Source organism: Herbaspirillum lusitanum (assembly GCF_046025995.1).
Classification (GTDB): Bacteria; Pseudomonadota; Gammaproteobacteria; order Burkholderiales; family Burkholderiaceae_D; genus Herbaspirillum; species Herbaspirillum lusitanum_A.
The window spans coordinates 465,766-487,654 of sequence record NZ_JAQQFM010000007.1 but is presented as its reverse complement, the minus strand read 5'-3'; the positions used below and the strand labels follow the sequence as shown (position 1 = coordinate 487,654).

17 protein-coding genes are annotated in these 21,889 nt (G+C 60.1%); 12 read left to right on the top strand and 5 right to left on the bottom strand.

Annotated features, from left to right (window positions below):
• The 3 genes from PQR62_RS17990 to tssB form a co-directional block, all read right to left on the bottom strand.
• The coding region (locus PQR62_RS17990) for a hypothetical protein (RefSeq protein ID WP_408159363.1) at positions 1–274 on the bottom strand (274 nt) is incomplete at its 3' end.
• A 179-nt stretch (positions 275–453) separates the two neighbouring features.
• Positions 454–2,001: a type VI secretion system contractile sheath large subunit gene (tssC, locus tag PQR62_RS17985; protein ID WP_408159362.1), complete on the bottom strand. Its 1,548-nt coding sequence runs from the start codon at positions 1,999–2,001 to the stop codon at positions 454–456.
• A gap of 71 nt (positions 2,002–2,072) precedes the next feature.
• The gene (tssB, locus tag PQR62_RS17980; protein WP_408159361.1) at positions 2,073–2,621 is read right to left on the bottom strand and encodes a type VI secretion system contractile sheath small subunit; all 549 of its coding nucleotides are present in this window, start codon (positions 2,619–2,621) and stop codon (positions 2,073–2,075) included.
• Positions 2,622–2,948: 327 nt separating this feature from the next.
• Here tssB and tssK point away from each other — a divergent pair, with 327 nt between their 5' ends.
• The 11 genes from tssK to PQR62_RS17925 all read left to right on the top strand — a co-directional run bounded on the left by tssK (position 2,949) and on the right by PQR62_RS17925 (position 16,670).
• Positions 2,949–4,298, top strand: coding sequence for a type VI secretion system baseplate subunit TssK (gene tssK, locus PQR62_RS17975; protein ID WP_408159360.1), 1,350 nt, complete (start codon positions 2,949–2,951; stop codon positions 4,296–4,298).
• A 15-nt stretch (positions 4,299–4,313) separates the two neighbouring features.
• Entirely contained in the window at positions 4,314–4,985 is a 672-nt protein-coding gene (locus PQR62_RS17970; RefSeq protein ID WP_408159359.1) for a DotU family type IV/VI secretion system protein, read from the top strand.
• A 7-nt stretch (positions 4,986–4,992) separates the two neighbouring features.
• The gene (locus PQR62_RS17965) at positions 4,993–6,684 is read left to right on the top strand and encodes an OmpA family protein (RefSeq protein ID WP_408159358.1); all 1,692 of its coding nucleotides are present in this window, start codon (positions 4,993–4,995) and stop codon (positions 6,682–6,684) included.
• A gap of 57 nt (positions 6,685–6,741) precedes the next feature.
• A complete protein-coding gene (locus PQR62_RS17960) occupies positions 6,742–7,227 on the top strand; it encodes an Hcp family type VI secretion system effector (protein WP_408159357.1) in 486 nt (161 codons plus the stop codon).
• A gap of 236 nt (positions 7,228–7,463) precedes the next feature.
• Positions 7,464–7,871, top strand: a complete 408-nt coding sequence (gene tssE, locus PQR62_RS17955; protein WP_408159356.1) for a type VI secretion system baseplate subunit TssE — start codon at positions 7,464–7,466, stop codon at positions 7,869–7,871.
• Between the two features lie 218 nt (positions 7,872–8,089).
• Positions 8,090–8,599, top strand: coding sequence for a sigma-70 family RNA polymerase sigma factor (locus PQR62_RS17950; protein ID WP_408159355.1), 510 nt, complete (start codon positions 8,090–8,092; stop codon positions 8,597–8,599).
• Positions 8,596–9,684, top strand: coding sequence for a FecR domain-containing protein (locus PQR62_RS17945; protein ID WP_408159354.1), 1,089 nt, complete (start codon positions 8,596–8,598; stop codon positions 9,682–9,684). Before PQR62_RS17950 ends, PQR62_RS17945 begins: the two co-directional genes overlap by 4 nt.
• Positions 9,685–9,944: 260 nt before the next feature.
• Positions 9,945–12,371, top strand: coding sequence for a TonB-dependent siderophore receptor (locus PQR62_RS17940; RefSeq protein ID WP_408159384.1), 2,427 nt, complete (start codon positions 9,945–9,947; stop codon positions 12,369–12,371).
• 2 nt (positions 12,372–12,373) lie between these two features.
• The gene (locus PQR62_RS17935; RefSeq protein ID WP_408159353.1) at positions 12,374–13,531 is read left to right on the top strand and encodes a YncE family protein; all 1,158 of its coding nucleotides are present in this window, start codon (positions 12,374–12,376) and stop codon (positions 13,529–13,531) included.
• Positions 13,532–13,613: 82 nt separating this feature from the next.
• Entirely contained in the window at positions 13,614–15,794 is a 2,181-nt protein-coding gene (locus tag PQR62_RS17930) for a TonB-dependent siderophore receptor (protein ID WP_408159352.1), read from the top strand.
• A gap of 60 nt (positions 15,795–15,854) precedes the next feature.
• Positions 15,855–16,670, top strand: coding sequence for a hypothetical protein (locus tag PQR62_RS17925; protein WP_408159351.1), 816 nt, complete (start codon positions 15,855–15,857; stop codon positions 16,668–16,670).
• 92 nt (positions 16,671–16,762) lie between these two features.
• Here the strand turns inward: PQR62_RS17925 and PQR62_RS17920 are convergent, their stop codons facing one another.
• Positions 16,763–17,788 carry a sulfonate ABC transporter substrate-binding protein gene (locus PQR62_RS17920; RefSeq protein ID WP_408159350.1) on the bottom strand — a complete coding sequence of 342 codons (1,026 nt, stop codon included), beginning with the start codon at positions 17,786–17,788 and terminating at the stop codon, positions 16,763–16,765.
• A gap of 246 nt (positions 17,789–18,034) precedes the next feature.
• Positions 18,035–19,897 carry a dihydroxy-acid dehydratase gene (gene ilvD / locus PQR62_RS17915; RefSeq protein ID WP_408159349.1) on the bottom strand — a complete coding sequence of 621 codons (1,863 nt, stop codon included), beginning with the start codon at positions 19,895–19,897 and terminating at the stop codon, positions 18,035–18,037.
• Between the two features lie 334 nt (positions 19,898–20,231).
• Here ilvD and PQR62_RS17910 point away from each other — a divergent pair, with 334 nt between their 5' ends.
• Positions 20,232–21,839: an efflux transporter outer membrane subunit gene (locus PQR62_RS17910; protein ID WP_408159348.1), complete on the top strand. Its 1,608-nt coding sequence runs from the start codon at positions 20,232–20,234 to the stop codon at positions 21,837–21,839.
• Positions 21,840–21,889 lie beyond the last annotated feature (50 nt).

The window sequence follows — 21,889 nt, the reverse complement described above, 5'->3', positions numbered from 1 at the left end:
TATTCAGACTCGCCATCGCCGCGACATCTGCGAGTGCGGACACGCCGTGCGGCTGGATGGAAAACACTGCAGGCACGTTCAGATAGTCGAGTCGCGTCAGATCCGGATCGGGATGATGCAGGCGAATCACGAAGCGGCTGGGTTCACCCAGGGTTTCATGCCCTTCGAAGCTGATCACGCTGAAGGCGTTTGCCGTGAGTCCGGCGTGACGAAATTCAAGATGATACGTCTGTACATGCTTTATGCCGGACAAGGCTCGGACATCAACTTTCATGAACTTCTTCCACTCTGCTATCTGATATCAAATAGAAGATCTGATATCTCATATATGAGCACTAGACTGCCTTCCTAAAACCAGGTATCCGGATATCAGCATCGGTCAAGGTCAAGATTAAAATCAGCCTGCCGCAGAAGGCAGGCTGATCAGACGGAACCATGAGAATTTGAAACGTCTCAGGCCTTGGCCTTAGGCATTTGAGATACCAGCGATAAACCGATATCCATACCCTCAACCTGGAAGTGGGGAACGATGAAAAGCTTGATACGGAAGAAACCGGGATTGTCATCAATGTCTTCAACGATGACATTGGCTTCGCGCAAGGGATGAGAGGCTTGCAGATCGTCGCCAGGATCGGTCATCTCGGTCACCAGATTCTTGATCCAGTTATTCAGTTCGAGCTCAAGCAAACGACGATCCTTGGTGGTACCGATATTTTCCCGCTGGATCAGTTTGAGATAATGCGCGATGCGCGACAGCAGGAAGATATAGGGCAAGCGTGCATTGATGCGGCTGTTCGCGGTCGCCTCCTTGGTGTCGTACAGCGCGGGCTTCTGTGATGAATTCGCAGAGAAGAAGCAGGCGAAGTCATTGTTCTTGTAAAAAGACAAGGGAATAAATCCCAGATTGGCGAATTCGAATTCACGCGTTTCAGGAATCAGCACTTCAGTCGGAATTTTGGGCTGATAACCAGTGCCGAGATCATACAAATGCACCGGCAGATCTTCTACCTTGCCGCCAGCTTGGGGACCTCTTATCTGTACGCACCAGCCGTTATTGATGAAACTGCTCACCATGTTTGCGGCAAAGGCGAAAGAGGCATTCACCCACAGATAGCGATTGTGGTCCGGCCCCTTGACGCCTTCCCGATAATTGAATGCACGCACGGGAACAGTATCGGGCCCATAAGGGAGTCGGCCCAGCACGCGCGGCATGGTCAAACCGATATAACGTGCATCGTCGGTTTCACGAAAGCTCTTCCACTTGATGTATTCGGCCCGGTCGAAATAGTTGGCGATATCCTGAATCGCGGCGACCTCCTCCATGCTGTCCTTGCCAAAGAAGGCGGGGCCGACGGAACCGACAAAGGGCATATGCGCAGCGGATGCCACTTTTGAGATATTGCGCAGCAATGCCATGTCTTGCGGCGAATTGTCGAACTCATAGTTCGAGATGATGGAGCCAATGGGCTCCCCGCCGGGCGTGTCATATTCCTGAATATAGGTGTGCCGATAAAGTCCGCTCTGAATCACTTCAGGCGTATCTTCGAAATCCTGATGCAAGGCCTCTTTGGAAACATCCAGCACCTCAAGTTTCACGTTCTTGCGAAAGTCCGTCCGATCCACCAGAAAGCGCAAGCCACGCCAGGCCGATTCAATCTTCTGGAACTGCGGAGAGTGCATGACAGCATCCAGCTGCCGGCTGATTTTCTGATCCAGGTGATCAATATGGAAATCCAGCAGAGTCTTGTCCAGTCTATCCACTTTTCTGCTGGCATCGGTCACCATGTTGAGGAACACACTGACTGCCCGTGCCATGCGTTCATCGGCCGGTGATTCCGACAGTATGTCGTTATCCTGAAAGGCCTCCAGCGGCCGCGCGCTCTCAATGGGTTTCAGATTGATTTTTTCGCACAGAGCCTCGTACACACTCAAATTCGCAAGCACAACAGTTTCGGTGTTTGTGCCGGAGGAGTCCGCCGCTGATTTTTCATTTCGTTCCATGTCATTTCCCGTCGTGAAGTAGTGAGCAGTAGCTCATTGCAGATGTCTAAGTTCGGATTCAGAATGTGCTATCAGGCATGTCCGGCCGGGATGCCGAGCGGCGTATCAAGCGCCGCGCTCGAATCAACATTGACGGAGGCGATGCGACTCAAATCTCCGCGCAAACTATCGGAAAGAGAATCATCCTTGAGGATTCTTTCCAGCTCGCGCCGGAAGGTGCCGTTGTCGAGCAAATTTGACTTCAGATCGCGCAGCAGATTTCGCATCGCCATCAGGGCCTGTAATTCAGGAATCTGGCGCGCCACCTGTTCCGGAGAAAAATCCCTCATCGACTTGAAATTCAAATGAAACCCCATTTCGCTGCCGTCGCCCGCAAGCGTATTTTCGGCAGAAAATCTGGCCTCGGGATTAATGTCGGCGAGTACCGCATCGAAATTATTTTTATTGATGTTGATCTTCTTGCGCTCATTCAGCGGCGCATTTTCCTTGCCCGCACTGTAGTCGCCCATCACCAGTAATTTGAGCGGAAGCTCAACGCGTTTCCGCGCACCGCCTGTATGCAGATCGAGAGAAATATTGACGCGAGCCTTTGGAATTTCGCGCTGAAAACTGTCTGCCATGGTTTCGCTCCGTAAGAAAAATATTCGTTATAAAAAGTCACCAGCTGCAGCAGTTGACCTCAAATAAAAAAGAAAAAAAATAGAAGGATTTATGTCTTTCATACATATTTTCAAATGCGCTGAAAAGCATGGACAGCGTTGGAACGAGTGGTACAAAATTGCCAGCCTGGATGTCATTCAATGTGAATAAAAAAATCTTTTTCAAGAATCGCTCTGCGCTCCTGATTGACGATTTTTCATGAGCAGGACATCGCGAATCAAGCGCCTCTTTCGCAATATGCGGCAGGGCCTTCTGCATATACTCTTAAGCTCTTCAGTTCGGAATCCATGCGAACATTCAAACCACTTTGGCATGAAGGTGTGGTGCTCACACCTCAGCATTTTCAGCAACAGGAACTCTGGTCACAGTTCAACTCAAGACACTTGTCTTCATTGGCATTGGCGGAACCATGGGGTGTCATCGACGTCCAGGTCGACGAGGAAATGCTCAACGTCGGGCGCCTGAAACTGACGCAGCTGAAACTTCGTTTTTCCGACGGCAGCATCGTCGATACCAGCATCAGCGACGTGCTTCCGGCTGCACGTGATATTGTGCGCGACCTGCCCGCAGAGCAACAGAGCACACTTGTCATTGCGGCGCTTCCGTTGATGAACGCGGAAGGCTCGAATTGCCGCTACGACGAAGAAAAACTAGCGCGACCGCGACGATATCTTCGTGAATTTGTGCGCGTGCCGGATTTCTTCGGAGACGGTATAGAAGAAATAGCCGTACAGCGTCAGGCGGTGCATCTGTTGTTCGATATCGAGAGTCAGGCAGACAGCATTGGCTGCCCCATCTTCCGCCTCGTCCGCAACGCACGCGGTCAGTTCGAAATCGATCACAACTTCATTCCCCCGTGCCTGCGCCTGAGTGCGCACCCACATCACCTGGAACGTATCGCACGTCTGGCAGATATTCTTTTAGCGAAAAGCACCGCACTCTCTGCGAGGCGACGTGAGCGCGTTGATCAGATCGCCGAATTCGGCGTGGCCGATGTTTCACTTTTCTGGCTGCTTCATTGCATCAACACACATTGGCCTGAGCTCAGTTTTCTGCACAGATATTCCGATCAGTCGCCGGAAAAACTCTATGCCTTGCTGGCACGCCTGGCCGGTGCATTGATGACGTTTGGCACCGCCAGCAATCTGTCGGAGCTACCTGCTTATGAGCACGAACGGCAGCAGCAGGTCTTCGGCAAACTGGAAACGCTGATCCGGGAATTGCTGGATGCAATCATTCCGTCTCGGGTGATCCCGATTGGACTAGCGCAAAAAAATGCGACCAGCTGGAACGCGCGCTTCAATGATGAGCGACTGCTGGCCGGCGCCGATTACTACCTGTCGGTGCAGGCGGCAGTTCCTGCTTTCCAACTGATGGAGCAGATCCCCAAATTATGCAAGATCGGCAGCCCCGACGATATTGAACATATCGTCAATGCCGCATTGGCCGGCATTCCGCTGCGCGCCGTGCAGCGCGTTCCGGCCGCGATACCGGTACGGCTGGAAAACCAGTACTTCGCGCTTGATGCGAGCGATCCCGCGCATGCACGCATGCTGGCCGCTCGAGCATGCCAGATCTATCTTCCAGCCTCGCTGCCGGACGCCTCGCTTGAATTATTTGCGGTGCTGCCATCCTGATTTATCGAAACGATCATGCCCAACTTCTCCATTCCCGAACCCTCCATCCGCGCCCTGCTGCGTGATACTGCACTACAGGTTTCATTGCTGGCGCAAGATGCAAAGCCTGCTTCGGTAAGCGAACTGCGCTTGCGCTGCCTGAAACTGGTCGAGGCCTTCGATAAGGCCCTGCAGGAACGTCGGTTCAGTCCCGACGTGATTGGTGATGCGCTCTACGCGCAATGCGGCTTGCTGGACGAGACGGTACTGCGCTATCTCAGTGAGAGCGAAAAATCAGAATGGGATGCAACGCCCCTGCAAGTAGAGCGCTTCAACAACCATGATGCCGGTGAACGGATTTACGAACGCATCGCCTTTCGCATGCGCGAATTGCCGCCGCAACTTGACCTGCTCGAATGCTATAGCACGATACTGGGGCTGGGCTTTCGCGGCCGTTATGCGCGCACCGGCGAGCAAGAGCGCTCTGCCATCATGCGCTCACTGGATGAAATGATATGGAGACTTCGGCCCCGCGCTGAAACCAGCCTGATCGTCAATGCTTCCGGCAAACATCGCCCGGGCGACTGGTTACGCGGCATCTCACCTTGGGCGCTGGCAGCCTCAAGCGCCTTGGCGGCATTGGTGCTGCATCTGATTCTGGGACAGGCGCTCGACCTGCAACTGGCCACGCTGCTGCAGCAGAAATGAGGCGGCAATGAGCAATTCCGGCCTGGCCTATCCGTTGCGCAGCCTGAGCCTGTTTGCCGCCGTCCTGGCGCTATTCGTGCTGTGGGGAATCGCCGATCTGCCGCTGGCATGGGCAGGCCTGATCACGGCAGCAATTCTGGTGAGTACTGCGTGGGTCGTCCTTGCCAGAAGCATGTTGATTCGGCGCATGGTGCAGCGTGGCGATGCCGTACTGCAGACGCTGAACGCGGACACGGCCGATCTCACCGGCAACACGCGCACAAATATGCCCTTGCTGTTAATCATGGGAGATGGACTTCCGCTGCTGTTTTCAGATGACAAGAGCAAAGTTCTGGCATCTGTCCGCGACGGTGCGATCTGGGTTCGAGTCGATCACCTGAAGGATCTGGCGCCACTGGCCTTGACGCTCACCCGCTGGCGCCAGGGAAAATCGCCTGATGCCCTTGTTCTGTCGCTGGCGCCCGCTGTGCACGCTGACCAGGCCGCGCTGATACAAGAGCTGCGACTGATCCGCCAGAGCTGCAACGATGTCTGGCGCAAACTGGGGACGCGGCTTCCGGGTTATCTGGCGGTGTATCAGCGCATGACCCCGCTTAATTCCGAGAAGCAGGACGCAACACCGGCTGACTGGCACAGCGTCTCCAGCGATGTAGCGCTCGATGTGCACACTGCTGCGGTCGCGTTCGAAGCGCTCATGCTGGCGGAAGAATCTTGTACACAGCGCGCCCACGGACAAAAGGAGATCGTATGGCGCACATCGAGTCTGTACCCGCTCATCCAATGGACACGCGATACCGCGCTGAGCACTCTGCAGGATCCGCACTCGGCTGAAAGTCCATGGCCGCTGCATGGCGCAGCCTGGATAGATCTCGGACCGCATAGCAGCGCGAGATCGCCATGGCAGCACCATTTGCGCCACAGCTCTGGTCTGTCCGTACCGGCTTACCCTGCCAGCACCGGCCGATGGCCGTTTCCACGACCACTGATAACAGCGCTGCCGCGACGCTTATGGCTATCGCCTGCAGTCAGGGCTTGCGCGCATGCCGTCGTCATCCTCGCCGCCGCGTGGGCACTGGCAAGCTGGTGCGCCGCTCGTAACAATCACAAGCTCTTGGCGCAAGCGGAGCAGGATCTGGCGCGTTTCGTCCGGACACCGGCAGCCAATGATGCCGCTCGCCGCGACGCTCTGAAGGCTCTGACCGCCGACCGCGATCGGCTGGAGCGCTATCAGCGCACAGGCATTCCCCTGCATCTCAGTGTCGGCATGTATCGCGGCGCAACCGTTCTGCCGTTGCTTGATACGGCAATTGCGTCCTACCAGCCACCGGCTCCGCCTCCTCTGATCGTCACGCTGGACAGCATGTCGCTGTTCGCCTCCGGCCAGGCCAGCCTCAAACCTGGTTCCACGCGCGCTCTGGTCGCCGCACTGGATCTGATCAAGGCCAATCCGGGAAAACACATTCTGGTCGCCGGCCATACCGACAACGTCGGCAGTACGGCGAGCAATCTGCGTCTGTCCATTTTGCGCGCGAGCGCCGTGCGCGACTGGCTGACCGAGGCGGCAGGACTGGCGTCATCGCGCTTTGCCATACAAGGCTATGGAGATAGCCGGCCGATCGCCGACAACCAGACCGAAGATGGACGTGCCATCAATCGCCGGGTTGAAATCACTCTGGTGCCCGACCTGAGCGGGGCCTGAATGCATCGCCTCCATGGAGAGGTTTTTTATGACCGTAGTACTGAACAGGAGTGAAGCATGGCAATTCCAGCATATATGTGGCTCAAGGACGATGGTGGCGCGGACATCAAGGGATCGGTGCGCATCCAGGGGCGCGAAGGCAGCGTCGAAGTAGTCGAATTCGCCCACGGCGTTGAAATCCCCACCGACGGCAATACCGGCAAGCTGACCGGCACCCGCGTACATAAACCGATGAGCTTCGTCAAAGAGTTCGACGCCTCCTCGCCCTATCTTTATAAAGCAGTGACAAGCGGCCAGACACTCAAATCTGTCGAGCTGAAGTGGTACCAGATCGATGACGCCGGCAACGAAAAGGAATATTTCAACATGACGCTGGACGGCGTCAAGGTGGTCGCGGTCACTCCCTTGATGCACAACATCAAGGACCCCGCCCGCGAGAAATACAACCATCTCGAAAACGTCGCGCTGCGCTACGAAAAAATTACCTGGGCCTATAAGGACGGCAACATCATTCATTCCGATAGCTGGAACGAAGGGCGTTAAAACGTTCTGCAATACAGCGGCGGTTTCCCGACCGATATCAAGCCCGGTCGGGAAACCCTCCGCTTTACCTCGCGATGCAATATCCGGACTTGGTTTCGCCGTCTGCATGCAATCGCATACATCCGCTCTTAAGCGAATTTTTCCCATGAATGCCAGCGACGTGTTCAATTATTTGCACAGCGCTCTGCCGCTCTTTCATGATCTGAAACCGTTTCTTGCAACCCACCGAGAAAACAATGAGCGCCGGCCCTTCTCTCTACGACATGCTGCTTGGGCATATCAATGATGTACCGCTGTCCGCGCATGACGACAACACCCTGGAAATCCTCAGCGTCATGGAAAACCTGAGGCGCATCCTCAACACCCGCGCCGGCTCACTCAAGCATCTGCCTGACCTGGGCTTGCCCGATCTCAGCAATATCTACCGCAATCTGCCCGCCTCGGCGCATCTGCTCAAGCGTCAGATGGAAGCTACGCTGCTGATCTATGAACCGCGCATCAAGGGTATAGAAATCGAAGTCTTGCCGGCTGATCCCGGTATGGTGATCAGTTACCTGATGACCTGTCATCTGCGCAAGCGCGGGCTGGTCCGATTCGGCACCCATTTCGAGCCCGCAGGCCGCACTTCCTTGCAATTGCGCTAAACGGAAGCGCCCGGCAAAAATTCACCATCCGAGAGTTTCAAAGACGCAAATGAGGAAGAAACACCACACCAGTTTGTAAATAGGAATTATTACTAATATAATTTGCAACTGGTTCTGGATTTTTCTCGTAGAAATACCGTTTTTGGCGGGAAATTCAAGAAAATCCTCATGCCCCTAACCCCACTACTCTCTTAGAAAAGCTGATCCGCACTCCTATCGTGGCTTCAAGCACATCCCCTCTTCCCGACGCTTTCGAGCACGTCTACAGCAGCCACCACGGCTGGCTGCAGGCATGGCTGTGGCGCAAGATGGGTTCGCACGAAGATGCGGCCGAGCTGGCCCAGGATACGTTTCTGCGCTTGCTGGCTTCACGCGCCAGTGAAAGTCTGCAAGAGCCGCGCGCCTATCTGCGCACGGTTGCGCATGGGCTGCTGGTCAATCACTGGCGCCGGCTGGAGCTGGAGCGCGCCTATCTGGCCGCACTGGCGGCCCGGCCCGAGCAGGAAGAGCCTTCCCCCGAAGAGCGCTCGCTGGTGCTGGAAACCCTGATGCAGATCGATAGCATGCTGGATAGTCTGGCACCACGTGCGCGTCGGGCCTTTCTGCTGTCCCAGCTGGATGGCCTCACCTATGCAGAGATCGCCCTTGAGCTCGGCGTTTCGGACCGCATGGTCAAGAAATACATGGCGCAAGCCATGCTGCAATGCATGTTGCTGGTGCAAGCGTGAGCAATAGTTTGCCGCCGCGCAAAGCAGCAAGCACGACCGCCGTCTCCAAACTCAGGATGATTTCGCCGGCGGGCTCGGCCGCTGCGGTCGCCTCGGTTCCTATTTCCATCGCCCCCTCTTACGAAATCCTGCAGCAAGCCGCTGAATGGTTTGCCCTGCTGCGCTCGGAAGACGCCACCGATGCCGATCAGCGCCGCTGGCAAGTCTGGCTGGAGGCTGCTGCAGTGCATCGCGATGCATGGAAACGGGTGGAAGCAGTCAATGCGCAGTTCAATCTGCTGCCCACGGCAATGACGCCGGACATGCTTTCACGCAAGGGCCAGCAGCGCCGCAAACTGGCCGGCACCCTGGCCTTGCTGGCGATGTCGGCCGGCCTGGGTGGTGGTCTGCTGGGTTCACGCAACGGTCGCAACTATCTGGCCTCGTTCAATGCCGACTACCGCACCGGCGTCGGCGAAACCAGCAAACAGCAACTGACGGATGGCAGCACGCTGTGGCTCAACACCTCCAGCGCGGCAGACGTCGATTACAACGGCAAGCTGCGCCGTATCGTCTTGCGCAGCGGCGAGATTCTGGTCAGGAGTGCACACGATATACAGCAGCCGGCGCGGCCGCTGGTGGTCGATACGGTCGCCGGCCGCCTGCGCGCGCTGGGCACGCATTTCATGGTCAGACCGCAGGACGGCGCGCAGGGCGGCACCTTGCTGGCCGTGTTCGAGGGCGCGGTGCAGATCGAACCGGCCGACGGCGGGCCGGCGCGCATCATCAAGGCCGGGTCGCAGGCGCATTTCGGCGCCGACTGGATTGGCGAGGCCTCGCCCTGCGACGAAAGCATCGCCGCATGGTCGCGCAATCTGCTGATGCCGGACGGCATGCGGCTGGATCAATTCCTGGCGGAACTGGGCCGTTACCGGCGCGGCTATCTGGCTTGCGCGCCCGAAGTGGCGGGACTCAAACTGGTCGGGGTCTACCCGACCAACGATACCGAGCGCGTGCTCAATGTGCTGGAAGCCAGCCTGCCGGTACGCGTGCGGCGCATCTTTCCCTGGTGGGTGACGGTCGAAGCGCGGCCGGCGACAAACTGACCGATATTCCATCGCCTTTCGGGGCGCCTTAGGTATAGCGCTACCGCATCACCCCATTCAGGTTGCATATTCAGTCGCAGCAGCTTGACGCCATTTCTTGAACCAAGGCGCATCCGCTTTTTTTCCAGTTTTTTTAATCATTTTTTTAAATCCGATTCCCCTTTTTGAATCTCGCTTGGCAATGCGGACAGAAGCACTGCCACTACCGAATTCAAAAAAGGACTTTCATGCGCCCGATACGCTCCGCCGCCCCGTTCGAGATGCCGCACCTGCGCCCGCTGGCCCGGTCGATTCGCCTGCTGGCCCTGACGTTTCCCTTGCTGGCGCCGGTCGCCGTGCTGGCGCAGCAGCCTGCCGCGCCGACACCAGCCAGCGCCCTGCGCAGCTATAGCATCGCCGCCGGCCCGCTGGGTCAGGTGCTGCGTCAGTTTGCAGCGGAAGCCGGCATTCTGCTGTCAGCCGATGCCAGCCTGACGCAGGGCAAGACCAGCGCAGGTCTGCGCGCCAGCACCACCGTGCCGGACGGCCTGACGCGTCTGTTGAACGGCACCGGCCTGACGGCGTTAGCGCAGCCTGACGGCAGTTTTGTGATCATGAGCGCCGGCACCCCGGCGGCCTCCGGGCAGTTGCCCGAAATCGCCATCACCAGCGCGCGCGGCGGCGAAGCCGACGGCACTTATCGCGCAGTGCCGAATGCATCCTCGCTGCGTTCCGACGCGTCGTCGCTGGATACCCCGCTGATCGTCAACGTGGTGCCGGCACAGGTGATGAAGGATCAGCGTCCGCGCAATCTGGACGACGCCCTGATCAACGTCAGCGGCATCACTCAGGGCAATACTCTGGCCGGCACGCAGGACACCATCATGAAGCGCGGCTTCGGCGGCAATCGCGATGGCTCGGTTATGCGCAACGGCATGCCGCTGGTGCAAGGGCGTGCGCTCAATGCCACGGCGGAGAGCGTGGAAGTGCTGAAAGGCCCGTCCTCGCTGCTGTACGGGCTGATGGATCCGGGCGGCGTGATCAACATCGCCACCAAAAAACCGCAGCTGGAACGCCATACCTCGATTTCGATGCTGGCGTCGGGCTATGCCGGCGGCCGCGACGGCGGCGCCCTCACGCTGGATACCACAGGCCCGATCTCGGACTCCGGTCTGGCCTATCGCCTGATCGTCGATCGCACCGATGAAAACTACTGGCGCAATTTCGGCCAGCATCAGGAAACCCTGGTCGCGCCTTCGCTGGCCTGGTACGGCAAGGACACGCAAGTGGTGTTCTCCTACGAACAGCGCGAGTTCCTGTACCCCTTCGACCGCGGCACCGCCATCGATCCGCGCACCGGTTCGCCGCTGGCGATCCCGGCCACCCAGCGTCTGGAAGAGCCTTACAACAACATGAAGGGCAGCAGCGAAATGGCGCAGCTGACCGTCGACCATCAGATCAATCAGGACTGGAAGGCGCACATCGGTCTGAGCACCAACCGCGAGGTATACGATGCCAACCAGTTGCGCATCACCGGTCTGAACGCAGCGGCCGGCACGCTCACGCGCAGCAACGACGCCACCCATGGCGCTCTGAGCACCGACAACTACGCCATCGGCTATCTGCAAGGCAAACTCAATCTGGGCGGTCTGCGCAATGATGTCCAGATCGGCGCCGACATCGAATACCGCAAGATCTACCGTCAGGATCTGCTGCGCCAGACCGTGTCCGGCAGTTTCAACTACCTCAATCCGGTGTACGGCTCGCTGAGCCCCTCGACCACGGTCTCTGCGACCGACAGCGATCAGACCGATCTGCTGCACAACAAGTCGCTGTTCTTCCAGGATTCGCTGTATCTGAACGACAAGTGGATTCTGGTGGCCGGTCTGCGCTATCAGGATTACAGCCAGCTGGCGGGTCGCGGGCGCCCGTTCAAGGCCAACACCGACCTGAGCGGCGACAAATTCCTGCCGCGCGCCGGCGTCATCTACAAGTGGGACGACAAACTGTCGCTCTACGCCAGCTACACCAGGTCGCTGAAGCCAACCTCAAGCATTGCGCCGCTGTCCAGCGGCGTGGTGATCGATTCGGCAATGGCGCCGGAAGAAGCCACTTCCTGGGAAGCCGGCGTCAAGTATGAGGTCGCCACCGGTCTGAGCGGCAGCGTTGCGGTGTTCAACATAGCCAAGAAGAACGTGCTGGTGTCGCAGTTCAACGCCGCCACCAATCTCACCGACTGGCGCACCTCGGGCGCAGCACGCTCGCGCGGCATCGAGTTCGACGTCACCGGTCAGCTGAGCCGCAAACTGAGCATCATCGCCAGCTATGCCTACATCGATGCCAAGACCACCGAGGATCCGCTGTACGCCGGTCTGCGCCTGTGGAACGTGGCCAGACAAACCGCCGCACTAAGCCTGGCCTACGACCTCGGCCCTGTCTTTGGCAACGACAAGCTGCGGGTCGGCGGCGGCGCGCACTATGTGGGCGACCGTCCAGGCGATTCAGCCAACAGCTTCAAGCTGCCTTCGTACACCGTGGCCGACGCCTTCGCGACCTACGACACCACGATCCGCGGCCAGGCCGTGAAATTCCAGCTCAACGTCAAGAACCTGTTCAACCGCACTTACTACACCTCCAGCGCCAACCAATACTTCGTCTCCATGGGCGATGCCCGCCAGATTTCCTTGATGACCACGCTGGAGTTCTGAGCATGACGCCCTTCAGCATGGCTTCGCCGGTCTGTACGCCGGCGCGCAGCGCATGGCCGCGCCGGTTGCTGGCGACGGTAGCCTTGCTGGCAGCCGCTTACACCTGTGCCGCCGATACCGCCACAAACGCCAATGCCAACGGCAATCCCATGCCGGGCGCCACCGTCAGCAGCAGCGTGCTGCCCGGCAGCGGCCATAGCTGGGGCTTCGGCGCACTCGATCCGACCCGCCCTTATCTCTTCATCGCGCGCCGCGAAAACGGCCTGAGCGTATTCGATACCGAACGCCGGCAACTGGTGAAGACCATTGCCGGCAGCGCCGGCGCCAATGCCGTGGCGTTCGCACCTGCGCTGGACCGCGCCTACGCGGTCAACATGGATGGCTCGCTGAGCATCATCCGCCTGTCCGATCTGAGCCTGTTGCGGCGAATCGCTGTCGACGACGGCAATCTGAACAATCTGGTCTACGACGGCATCAGCCGCAAGCTGCTGCTGACCGGCGGCCGCCGCGAAAAACGCTCGGCCGTCTATCAGTTCGATCCGCTCAGCGAACGCATTTCGCTCAAACGTGAATTCGACGCCGGCAAGTTCGATGCCCCGCTAGCTCTGGCCGACGGCAGCATGCTGGTGCCGCTGCGCGACGAAGGCCAGGTGATGCGAATCTCCGCCGCAACGCTGGAGCCGCTGCCAGGCTGGGCCGGCAAGCAATTCGCCGGCTGCGAACATCCGAGCGCGCTGGCCGCTGATGAAAAACTGGGCCGTCTGTTCATCGCCTGCCGCGGCAAGGCGCCGCAACTGATCGTCGCCGACCTCAACAGCGGCGACGCCATTGCGAAGCTGCCGACCACGCCCGCCATCAATGCGCTGGCCTGGGATGCCGCACGCCGGCAGTTATTGATCCCCAGCGGCATCGCCGCCAGTCTCAGCATCGTGCAGCAAGAGCTTGCCGGCGGCGTCGAACGCTATCGCACGCTGGGCTACATCGGCACCCGGCCGTGGGCGCACAACATGACTTACGACGCCGTACACGGCGTGGCGCATCTGTTCACCATGGATTTCACGCAAGCCGCGCCGGATGCCGCCGGCCACAAGCAGGACCCGATTTTTCACGCAGACAGCTTCACGGTTCTCAGCATTTCCCTGAACCAGCCATCGCGCTGATCGCCGTCCGGCGATCTCCACCTGCCGGGGCTCGCGCTCCGGCTATTCCATTTCAGACCTGCCTTCGTCCTCTGGAGAATCAATGAAGAAATCCGTCCTGCCGCGCCCGCTACCGCTGGTGCTTGCCCTGCTCGGCGCCTGGAGCCTCAGCTCCGCTGCGCCGGCCCAGACCACTCAGACCAGCCAAACCAATCAGACCTCCGATACCGCAATCGCCGCTCAATCCGAGGATGCTGCGGCCCTGCCGACCATCACCGTGAGCGACGACAAGGGCAGCGCTTTTGCCCCGGCCACTGCGCAAGTCGGCCCCTATCGCGGCGCCAGCCTGCATGACGTGCCGGCCACCGTGAATGTGATTTCGCGCGAGTTGCTCGATGCGCAAGGCGCGATCGGTCTCCACGATGCGCTGCGCAACGTCGCCGGCGTAGTGCGCCAGCAGCAGAGCGGCATCGCCTACGATCAGATTTCGATACGCGGCATCAATCTGGATAACCGCGCCAGCTACATGTTCAACGGCGTGCTCCCGTTCGACAACAACCTGCCGATTCCGATGGAAGACAAGGAGCGCATGGAAGTGCTGAAAGGCGCGGCCGCCTTGTACTACGGCTTCATCACGCCGGGCGGCATCGTCAACATGGTGACCAAGCGCGCCGGCAGCACACCGGTCACGGCGCTGAAGCTGAGCACCGACAATAACGGCAGCACCACCGCCCACGTCGACATCGGCCGCCGCTTCGGCGAGAACCAGCAATTCGGCCTGCGCATCAACGCCGTCACCAACAACGTGCATACGCCTGTGGACAACGACAACGGCTATCGCCGCATGTTCAGCGCCGCCTTCGACTGGAAGGTGAACAATCAGCTGACTCTGAAATACGATGCCGAATTCATCAAGGCCAAGGTCACCGAACAGGCGGCCGTGGTGCCGCAAGCCGCAGTCAACGGCGTGATCACGCTGCCCTCGATCCCCGATCCCTCGAAATTGCTGTCGATGAGCGACAAGGCCACGATCTCCGATGCGCAGACGCATCTGCTGCAGGCCGAATACGCCTTCAACGACAACTGGAGCGGCCGTCTCAGCCTCGGCCAGTCGAAGACCCACCGCGACCGCTGGCTGTGGATCTTCGACAACTACAACGTCAACACCGGCGCCGGCACCGTCTACGGCGCCGATCAGGTCGGCCAGATCTACACCAATCAAAACGTGCGCGCCGAAGTCAACGGCCTGTTCAGCACCGGCTTTATCAAGCACGACCTGCTGGTGGGCGCCAGCCAGAACCGGCTGTATCAGCCGAGCTTCTACACCTACATGTATCGCGCCTCGCAAAACCTGTACAACCCGATCGAAGTGAGCACCCTGATCCGCTCGCCGACCGGCACCAAGAGCACGCTGCGCGACCGTGGCTTCAACGAACAGACCATCCGCGACACCGGCGTGTACGCCATGGACCGCATCAGCCTGAGCGAGCAATGGCAGGTAGTGGGCGCGCTGCGCTACGGCCAGTACACCATCGACCAGCTCAGCACCGCGCGCTACTCGACCAGCGCCACCACGCCCTCGCTCAGCCTGATTTACAAGTTGACGCCAAAGACCAGTTTCTACGCCAGCTATGTCGAAGGTCTGGAGTCCGGCGGCACTGCGCCGACCACCGCCACCAATGCCGGCCAATCGCTGCCGGCGGCGGTCAGCCGCCAGAAGGAGCTGGGCGTGCGCACGCAATTGCTGGACGGCCTGCAAGCCTCGACGTCGGCCTTTGAAATCAGCCAGCCGTCGGCCGGCAGCGACAGCAGCAATCTGTATTCGCTCAACGGCAAGCAACGCATACGCGGTCTGGAAATGTCGCTGCAGGGCGACCTGACGCGCAATCTGTCGCTGGTGGCCTCGCTGATGCTGCTGGATGCGCAGATCACGCAATCGACTACCGCCGGCCTGATCGGCAAGACGCCGGAAAACACGCCGCAACGTACCGGCAATCTGTTCGTGAATTACCGCGTGCCGGGCATCGAAGGTTTCTCGGTCAGCGCCGGTGCGCTGGCGATGGGCGCGCGCCCGGTCAACGATCAGAATCAGGCCTTCATCGGCGGCTACACCACCTACAACGCCGGCCTGCGCTACCAGACCCGCGTGTTCGGCACGAAGACCACCTTCCAGGCCAATATCGAAAACCTGAGCGACAAGCGCTACTGGAGCGCCGCCGGCAGCGGCCAGCTGGCAGTCGGCATGCCGCGCACCATCACGCTGTCTTCCAACTTCGAGTTCTGATGCCCTTTTCGTCTATCCAACCAGGAGTCATCCATGCAATTTATGCAATCTATGCGATTGATGTCTGATCTGATTGCGCGCAGCGCTTGCCTGCGTGCATCAAAAACTGCTCTGTCCTCCGCACTGCTTGCGGTGCTGCTCGGCCTGTTGAGCATGGCCCCGGCCGGCCATGCCATGGCGGCCGACAACTCGGCCGTGGCCGGCAAGCGCATCCTGTATGTGACGCGTCTCAAGCTGGCCGCCGACGCCAGCGAGCGCCATAAGGAGCTGCAGCAAAAGGGCCTTGCCAGCGACGCCAAGGTACGCAGTCATCTGGAAGCCATGGGCGCCAGCGTGACCCTGGCCGACCAGAGCGCAGCGCCGGCCGATGCCGAAAAATATGATCTGGTGGTCTTGTCCTCGGTGGTGCAATCGCGCGAGCTGGCCGACACCGCCTACAAGAATGTGCGCGTGCCGCTGCTGACCTGGGAAAACGATCTCTACGATTCGCTGCGCCTGACCGGCCGTCATAAAGGCGAGGTCTACGGCGAGGTGGAGAAAGAGCATTACATCCGCATCGTCAACGCGCCGCACCCGATGGCGGCCGGTCTGCCCAACGGCAAGACCTATGTCTATCCGCGCGACACCTCGATGGGCTGGGGCACGCCGGCGCGCAGCGCGATCGTGATCGCGACGCTGCCGGGCGAGCTGGATAAGGCCGTGATCTTCGGCTACGAAAAAGGCGCAACCATGGATTACGACTTCGTGGCGCCGGCGCGCCGCGTTGCCTTCTTCCTCGACAATCTGACTTTCGACCAACTGACGCCCATCGGCCTGCAACTGTTCGACGCCGCCGTCAACTGGGCCTTGACTGCGCCGCCTGCGATGAGGAACTAGGCATTCTGCAAGGCGCTGAAAAGAAAAAGCCCGAACGCATGAATCGTCCGGGCTTTTTTCAGCGCCGCATTTCAGGCGCTGCATTTCAGGCGCTACACCGCCAGCCACGGTGGCGCCGCCTCTTTCACGTCGATCTTTTTGGGAATCAGCTTCAGATCGAGGAAGGTGTCGGCGATCAGCTGCTGCTCCGCCAATATCGACTTGGTGATCGCTTCGGTGCCGAAGCTGGAGCGGCCGACCATGATGTCCACCACCGGCTTCGGCAAGCCGAGCACGCCGGATAATTCCGCAGACAAGGCGCCGCGATTGGCATTGGCCCAGACGTCGATCTGATTAAGTTCGTCGATGATGATATTGAGCACGTCGCTATTCTTTTGCGCGTAGTCCCTCGACGAAAAATAATAGGCGCGGTTTTTCACCACGCCCTTGGCATCCGCCAGGATGCGCGCCGACAGGGTGTTCTGCGCAGCCGCCAGGTAAGGCTCCCAGATCGCCCAGGCATCGACCGAGCCGCGCTCGAACGCGGCCCGCGCGTCAGCCGGCGAGAGCCAGACCGGCGTCACGTCGGCGTAGTGCAGCCCGGCCTTTTCCAGCAGTTTGACCAGAAAATAATGGACGTTGGAGCCCTTGTTCAAGGCGATTTTCTTGCCCTTCAGATCGGCCACGTTCCTGATTGCAGAGCTGCCCGGCACCAGCACGCCTTCGACTGAGGGACGCGGCACGGTGGCGGCAACATAGACCAGCGGCGAACCTGCCGCCTGCGAGAAAATCGGCGGCGCTTCGCCGACATCGCCGAAGTCGATGGAACCGACACTGAGCGCCTCCAGTTGCACCGGCCCCGCAGAAAACTCTATCCATTTGATCGCCACGCCCAGCGGCGCCAGACGCTTCTCCAGCGTGCCGCGCCCCTTCAGCAAACTGAGCAGGCCTTTCTGATAGCCGACGCGCAGCTCGCGCGAGGTCGATGCAGCGAAGGCCGATGAGGCCGACAAGTACAACGGCGCCAGCGCCGCAACCCCTGCCAGACCGGCGACTTGAACACTTCTCGACAGGAGCGTGCGACGCGACTTGTTAGTGAGATCCTTGGGATTCGCTGGCTTGCCTTTGGGCTGATTCATTGAGGTAGATCCTGATGTTTGATTGACGGTTGGCGGATCAGTATAGAAGTCCGGCTCATCCGACAAAACGAAGGATTTGCTCAATCGATATGCGCTTTTTGCGCTACATGCCGTACCGCCCGGCTGCGGCAAATCGCTGCCGGAATGAAAAAAGCCCGGACGGCTGAAACCGTCCGGGCTTTTTACATGTTGCGGCGCATCCGAAGATTCAGTCCGCATTCGCTGCAGACATGAACCTCAGCAAGATCAGCGCTTCAGTTGCGACAGATCGCGCACCGCGCCACGGTCGGCCGAGGTGGTCAGCGCCGCATAGGCTTGCAGCGCCTGCGAGACGAAGCGCTCGCGATTGACCGGCTGCCATGCATCGCCGCCGCGTGCTTCCATCGCTGTGCGACGTTGCGCCAGCTCGTCGGCCGACACGCGCAGGTTGATGGTGCGGTTAGGGATGTCGATGTCGATCATGTCACCCTCTTCCACCAGACCGATGGCGCCGCCTTCGGCCGCTTCCGGCGAAGCGTGGCCGATCACCAGACCGGAGGAACCGCCGGAGAAACGACCATCTGTGAACAGCGCGCAGGCTTTGCCCAGACCTTTGGACTTGATGTAGGACGTCGGATACAGCATTTCCTGCATGCCGGGACCGCCCTTGGGGCCTTCGTAGCGAATGATGACGACGTCGCCGGCATGCACGGTGTCGCCCAGAATGCCTTCCACCGCTGCGTCCTGGCTTTCGAACACGCGCGCCTTGCCGGAGAACTTGAGGATGCTTTCATCCACGCCGGCGGTCTTCACGATGCAACCCTTTTCGGCGATGTTGCCGTACAAGACCGCCAGGCCGCCATCCTGCGAATACGCGTGTTCGCGATCGCGGATGCAACCATTGCTGCGATCCAGATCGCTTTCTTCATAGCGCTCTTCCTGCGAGAACGCTGTCTGGGTCGGCACGCCGCCCGGTGCGGCACGGAACAGCTTGTGCACCGCCGGGTCGCTGGAAACGCGGATGTCGTATTTCTCGATCGCCTCGGCCAGGGTCTTGCTGTGCACGGTGGGCCGCGAAGTGTCGAGCAGGCCGGCGCGGGCCAGCTCGCCCAGAATCGAGATGATGCCGCCGGCGCGGTGCACGTCTTCGATGTGGTACTTGTTGGTCATCGGCGCGACCTTGCACAGGCAAGGCACATTGCGCGAGATGCGGTCGATGTCGGCCATGGTGAATTCCACCTGGGCTTCATGCGCGGCGGCCAGCAGGTGCAGCACGGTGTTGGTCGAACCGCCCATGGACACGTCCAGGGTCATGGCGTTTTCCCAGGTGGCCTTGGTGGCGATATTGCGCGGCAGGATGGAATAGTCGTCCTGCTCGTAGTGGCGCCTGGCCAGATCCACGATCACGCGGCCGGCGTTCAGGAACAGTTCCTTGCGGTCGGCGTGGGTGGCGACGATGGTGCCGTTGCCCGGCAGCGACAGACCCAGCACTTCGGTCAGGCAGTTCATCGAGTTGGCGGTGAACATGCCGGAGCAGGAGCCGCAGGTCGGGCAGGCCGAGCGCTCGACTTCGGCAACGTCGGCGTCGGAGATATTGCTGTCGCCGGCCTGGATCATGGCGTCCACCAGATCGAGCTTGATGATCTTGCGGTCGTTGTTGACCACCTTGACCACCTTGCCGGCTTCCATCGGACCGCCGGACACGAACACCACCGGGATGTTCAGTCGCATCGCGGCCATCAGCATGCCCGGTGTGATCTTGTCGCAGTTGGAGATGCAGACCATCGCATCGGCACAGTGGGCGTTGACCATGTATTCCACCGAGTCGGCGATCAGGTCGCGCGACGGCAGCGAATACAGCATGCCGCCGTGGCCCATGGCGATACCGTCATCGACGGCGATGGTGTTGAACTCCTTGGCCACGCCGCCCGACTTTTCGATCTCGCGCGCCACCAGTTGGCCCAGATCCTTCAGGTGCACGTGACCCGGCACAAATTGCGTGAAGGAATTGACGACGGCGATGATCGGCTTGTCGAAATCGCCGTCTTTCATGCCGGTGGCGCGCCACAGCGCGCGGGCGCCGGCCATGTTGCGGCCCTGGGTGGTGGTATGGGAACGGTAGGTTGGCATGGTGGGTGTCTCCTCAGAGATGCAAGAAATTGAAGAAAAAATCGGTCGGCGCTGTGCAAAAAATCAGCAAATCAAAAGCAAACTCAGCAGCAAGGGCGCAAGGGTGCCGTGAGCGTAACTGCTTGTCCAATATATTATTCAATGGCTTTTAATTCATATTGCATATGATTGATCGATATTTCGCGCAGGCCTGTGCCGGCCAGGCTGACAAAAATGTCATATTGAAGTCAGCCTGAAGTTGAGCAGCGGCTCGTAAAGTAGCAAGCGTGCCAATGGACGGGCTGCACATCCACGCTGCCCGGCCGTTCTTTCGATTTGCCAACCAGTGTGCCCTATGGTCGTCCAGCCTCGCAGTACTTCAGCCAGACAATCCGCCCGTCATTTCGCTCTGCCAAAAACCACAAGTCCCTTCCGCGCCAGGCTGGGTAACTTGAGCATACCGACGGCGGTGTTGCTGTTGACCTTGCTCGCCGGCTGCGCCGTCGGCCCCGACTACGCCAGGCCGCAGCTTGATCTGCCCCTGGCCTACAAGGAGGCCGGACCATGGAAAAACGCCACGCCCGGACAGATCGACAGTAATCAGCACTGGTGGGAAGCCTTCGGCGACCCGGTTCTGAATGGCCTGATCGTGCAAGCGAATCAGGCCAATCAGAACATCCGCCAGGCCGAGGCCCAGTACCGGCAGGCGCAGGCCACCGCCCAGCTGGCGCGCGCCAGCCTGTGGCCGACCGTCGGCATCTCGGCCGGCCCCAGCCGCGCCCGCACCAATTCCGCCACCACCGGCAGCCGCCTGACCGACACTTACAGCGCCGGCCTGAACGCCTCCTGGGAAGCCGACGTCTGGGGCAAGCTGCGGCGCTCGGCCGAATCCGGCGACGCCTCCGAACAGGCCAGCGCCGCCAGCCTGGCCGCCGCGCGCCTGAGCATTCAGGCCACGCTGGCGCAGGATTATCTGCAATTGCGCGTGACCGACCTGCAAAAAGACTTGTATGCGCGCACCGTCGCCGCCTACACCCGTTCGCTGCAACTGACGCAGAGCCAGTATCAGGCCGGCGTCACCTTGCGTTCCGATGTGGCGCAAGCAGAGACCCAACTGCGCTCGGCACAGGCGCAACTGATCGACCTCGACGCCACCCGCAATCAGCTGGAACACGCCATCGCCATCCTCACCGGACAGGCGCCGGCCAGCTTCACGCTGGCGCCGCTGCCGTCCAGGCTGACAACCGAGGATGCCGACAACAGCAATCCGCAGCAGGCGCTGACCGACATCAAGCTGCTGCAGGTCGCGCTGCCTGAAATCCCGACCGGCCTGCCCTCCAGCCTGCTGGAGCGGAGACCCGACATCGCCAATGCCGAACGGCTGGCGGCTGCCGCCAACGCCAACATCGGCGTGGCGCGCGCAGCCTACTTTCCTTCGCTGACGCTGAACGCCAGCGGCGGCTACAACAGCGTCGCCTTCGGTCAGTTGTTCGATACCCCGAGCCGGGTCTGGTCGCTGGGCGCAACCCTGGCGGCGACCTTGTTCGACGGCGGCGCCCGCAGCGCGCGCAATGCTCAGGCCGACGCCGCCTTTGACGCCTCCGTTGCGCAGTACAAGCAAACCGTACTGGGCGGCCTGCAGGAAGTCGAAGACAACCTCTCCACGCTACGCGTGCTCGATCAGGAAAACGCAGTGCAGGCGCAAGCCGTCAGCGCCGCCCAACTGGCGCAGCGGCTGGCGATGAGCCAGTACCGCGCCGGCACTGCCACTTATCTGTCGGTCGTCACCACGCAGGCCACGGCGCTGACCAATCAGCGCACCGCGGTGCAATTGCTGGGCCGCCAGCTGGTCGCCAGCGTGGCGCTGATCAAGGCGGTCGGCGGCGGCTGGCAGGCCGCACCTGACAAGCTGCCGCCGCAGGCCGATGCCGCCGCTCAGGCGACTGCCACGCAGCCGCGCTGAGCCATCAGCGCACTTTCACGATTTCGCTCCCGACTATCCAACCAACGAGT

Excerpts from the sequence above, each read along its gene's own strand:
- tssC (WP_408159362.1), bottom strand. The coding sequence starts at position 2,001 with ATGGAACGAAATGAAAAATCAGCGGCGGACTCCTCCGGCACAAACACC.
- tssB (WP_408159361.1), bottom strand. The coding sequence starts at position 2,621 with ATGGCAGACAGTTTTCAGCGCGAAATTCCAAAGGCTCGCGTCAATATT.
- tssK (WP_408159360.1), top strand. The coding sequence starts at position 2,949 with ATGCGAACATTCAAACCACTTTGGCATGAAGGTGTGGTGCTCACACCT.
- PQR62_RS17970 (WP_408159359.1), top strand. The coding sequence starts at position 4,314 with ATGCCCAACTTCTCCATTCCCGAACCCTCCATCCGCGCCCTGCTGCGT.
- PQR62_RS17965 (WP_408159358.1), top strand. The coding sequence starts at position 4,993 with ATGAGCAATTCCGGCCTGGCCTATCCGTTGCGCAGCCTGAGCCTGTTT.
- PQR62_RS17960 (WP_408159357.1), top strand. The coding sequence starts at position 6,742 with ATGGCAATTCCAGCATATATGTGGCTCAAGGACGATGGTGGCGCGGAC.
- tssE (WP_408159356.1), top strand. The coding sequence starts at position 7,464 with ATGAGCGCCGGCCCTTCTCTCTACGACATGCTGCTTGGGCATATCAAT.
- PQR62_RS17940 (WP_408159384.1), top strand. The coding sequence starts at position 9,945 with ATGCCGCACCTGCGCCCGCTGGCCCGGTCGATTCGCCTGCTGGCCCTG.
- PQR62_RS17935 (WP_408159353.1), top strand. The coding sequence starts at position 12,374 with ATGACGCCCTTCAGCATGGCTTCGCCGGTCTGTACGCCGGCGCGCAGC.
- PQR62_RS17930 (WP_408159352.1), top strand. The coding sequence starts at position 13,614 with ATGAAGAAATCCGTCCTGCCGCGCCCGCTACCGCTGGTGCTTGCCCTG.
- PQR62_RS17925 (WP_408159351.1), top strand. The coding sequence starts at position 15,855 with ATGTCTGATCTGATTGCGCGCAGCGCTTGCCTGCGTGCATCAAAAACT.
- PQR62_RS17920 (WP_408159350.1), bottom strand. The coding sequence starts at position 17,788 with ATGAATCAGCCCAAAGGCAAGCCAGCGAATCCCAAGGATCTCACTAAC.
- ilvD (WP_408159349.1), bottom strand. The coding sequence starts at position 19,897 with ATGCCAACCTACCGTTCCCATACCACCACCCAGGGCCGCAACATGGCC.
- PQR62_RS17910 (WP_408159348.1), top strand. The coding sequence starts at position 20,232 with ATGGTCGTCCAGCCTCGCAGTACTTCAGCCAGACAATCCGCCCGTCAT.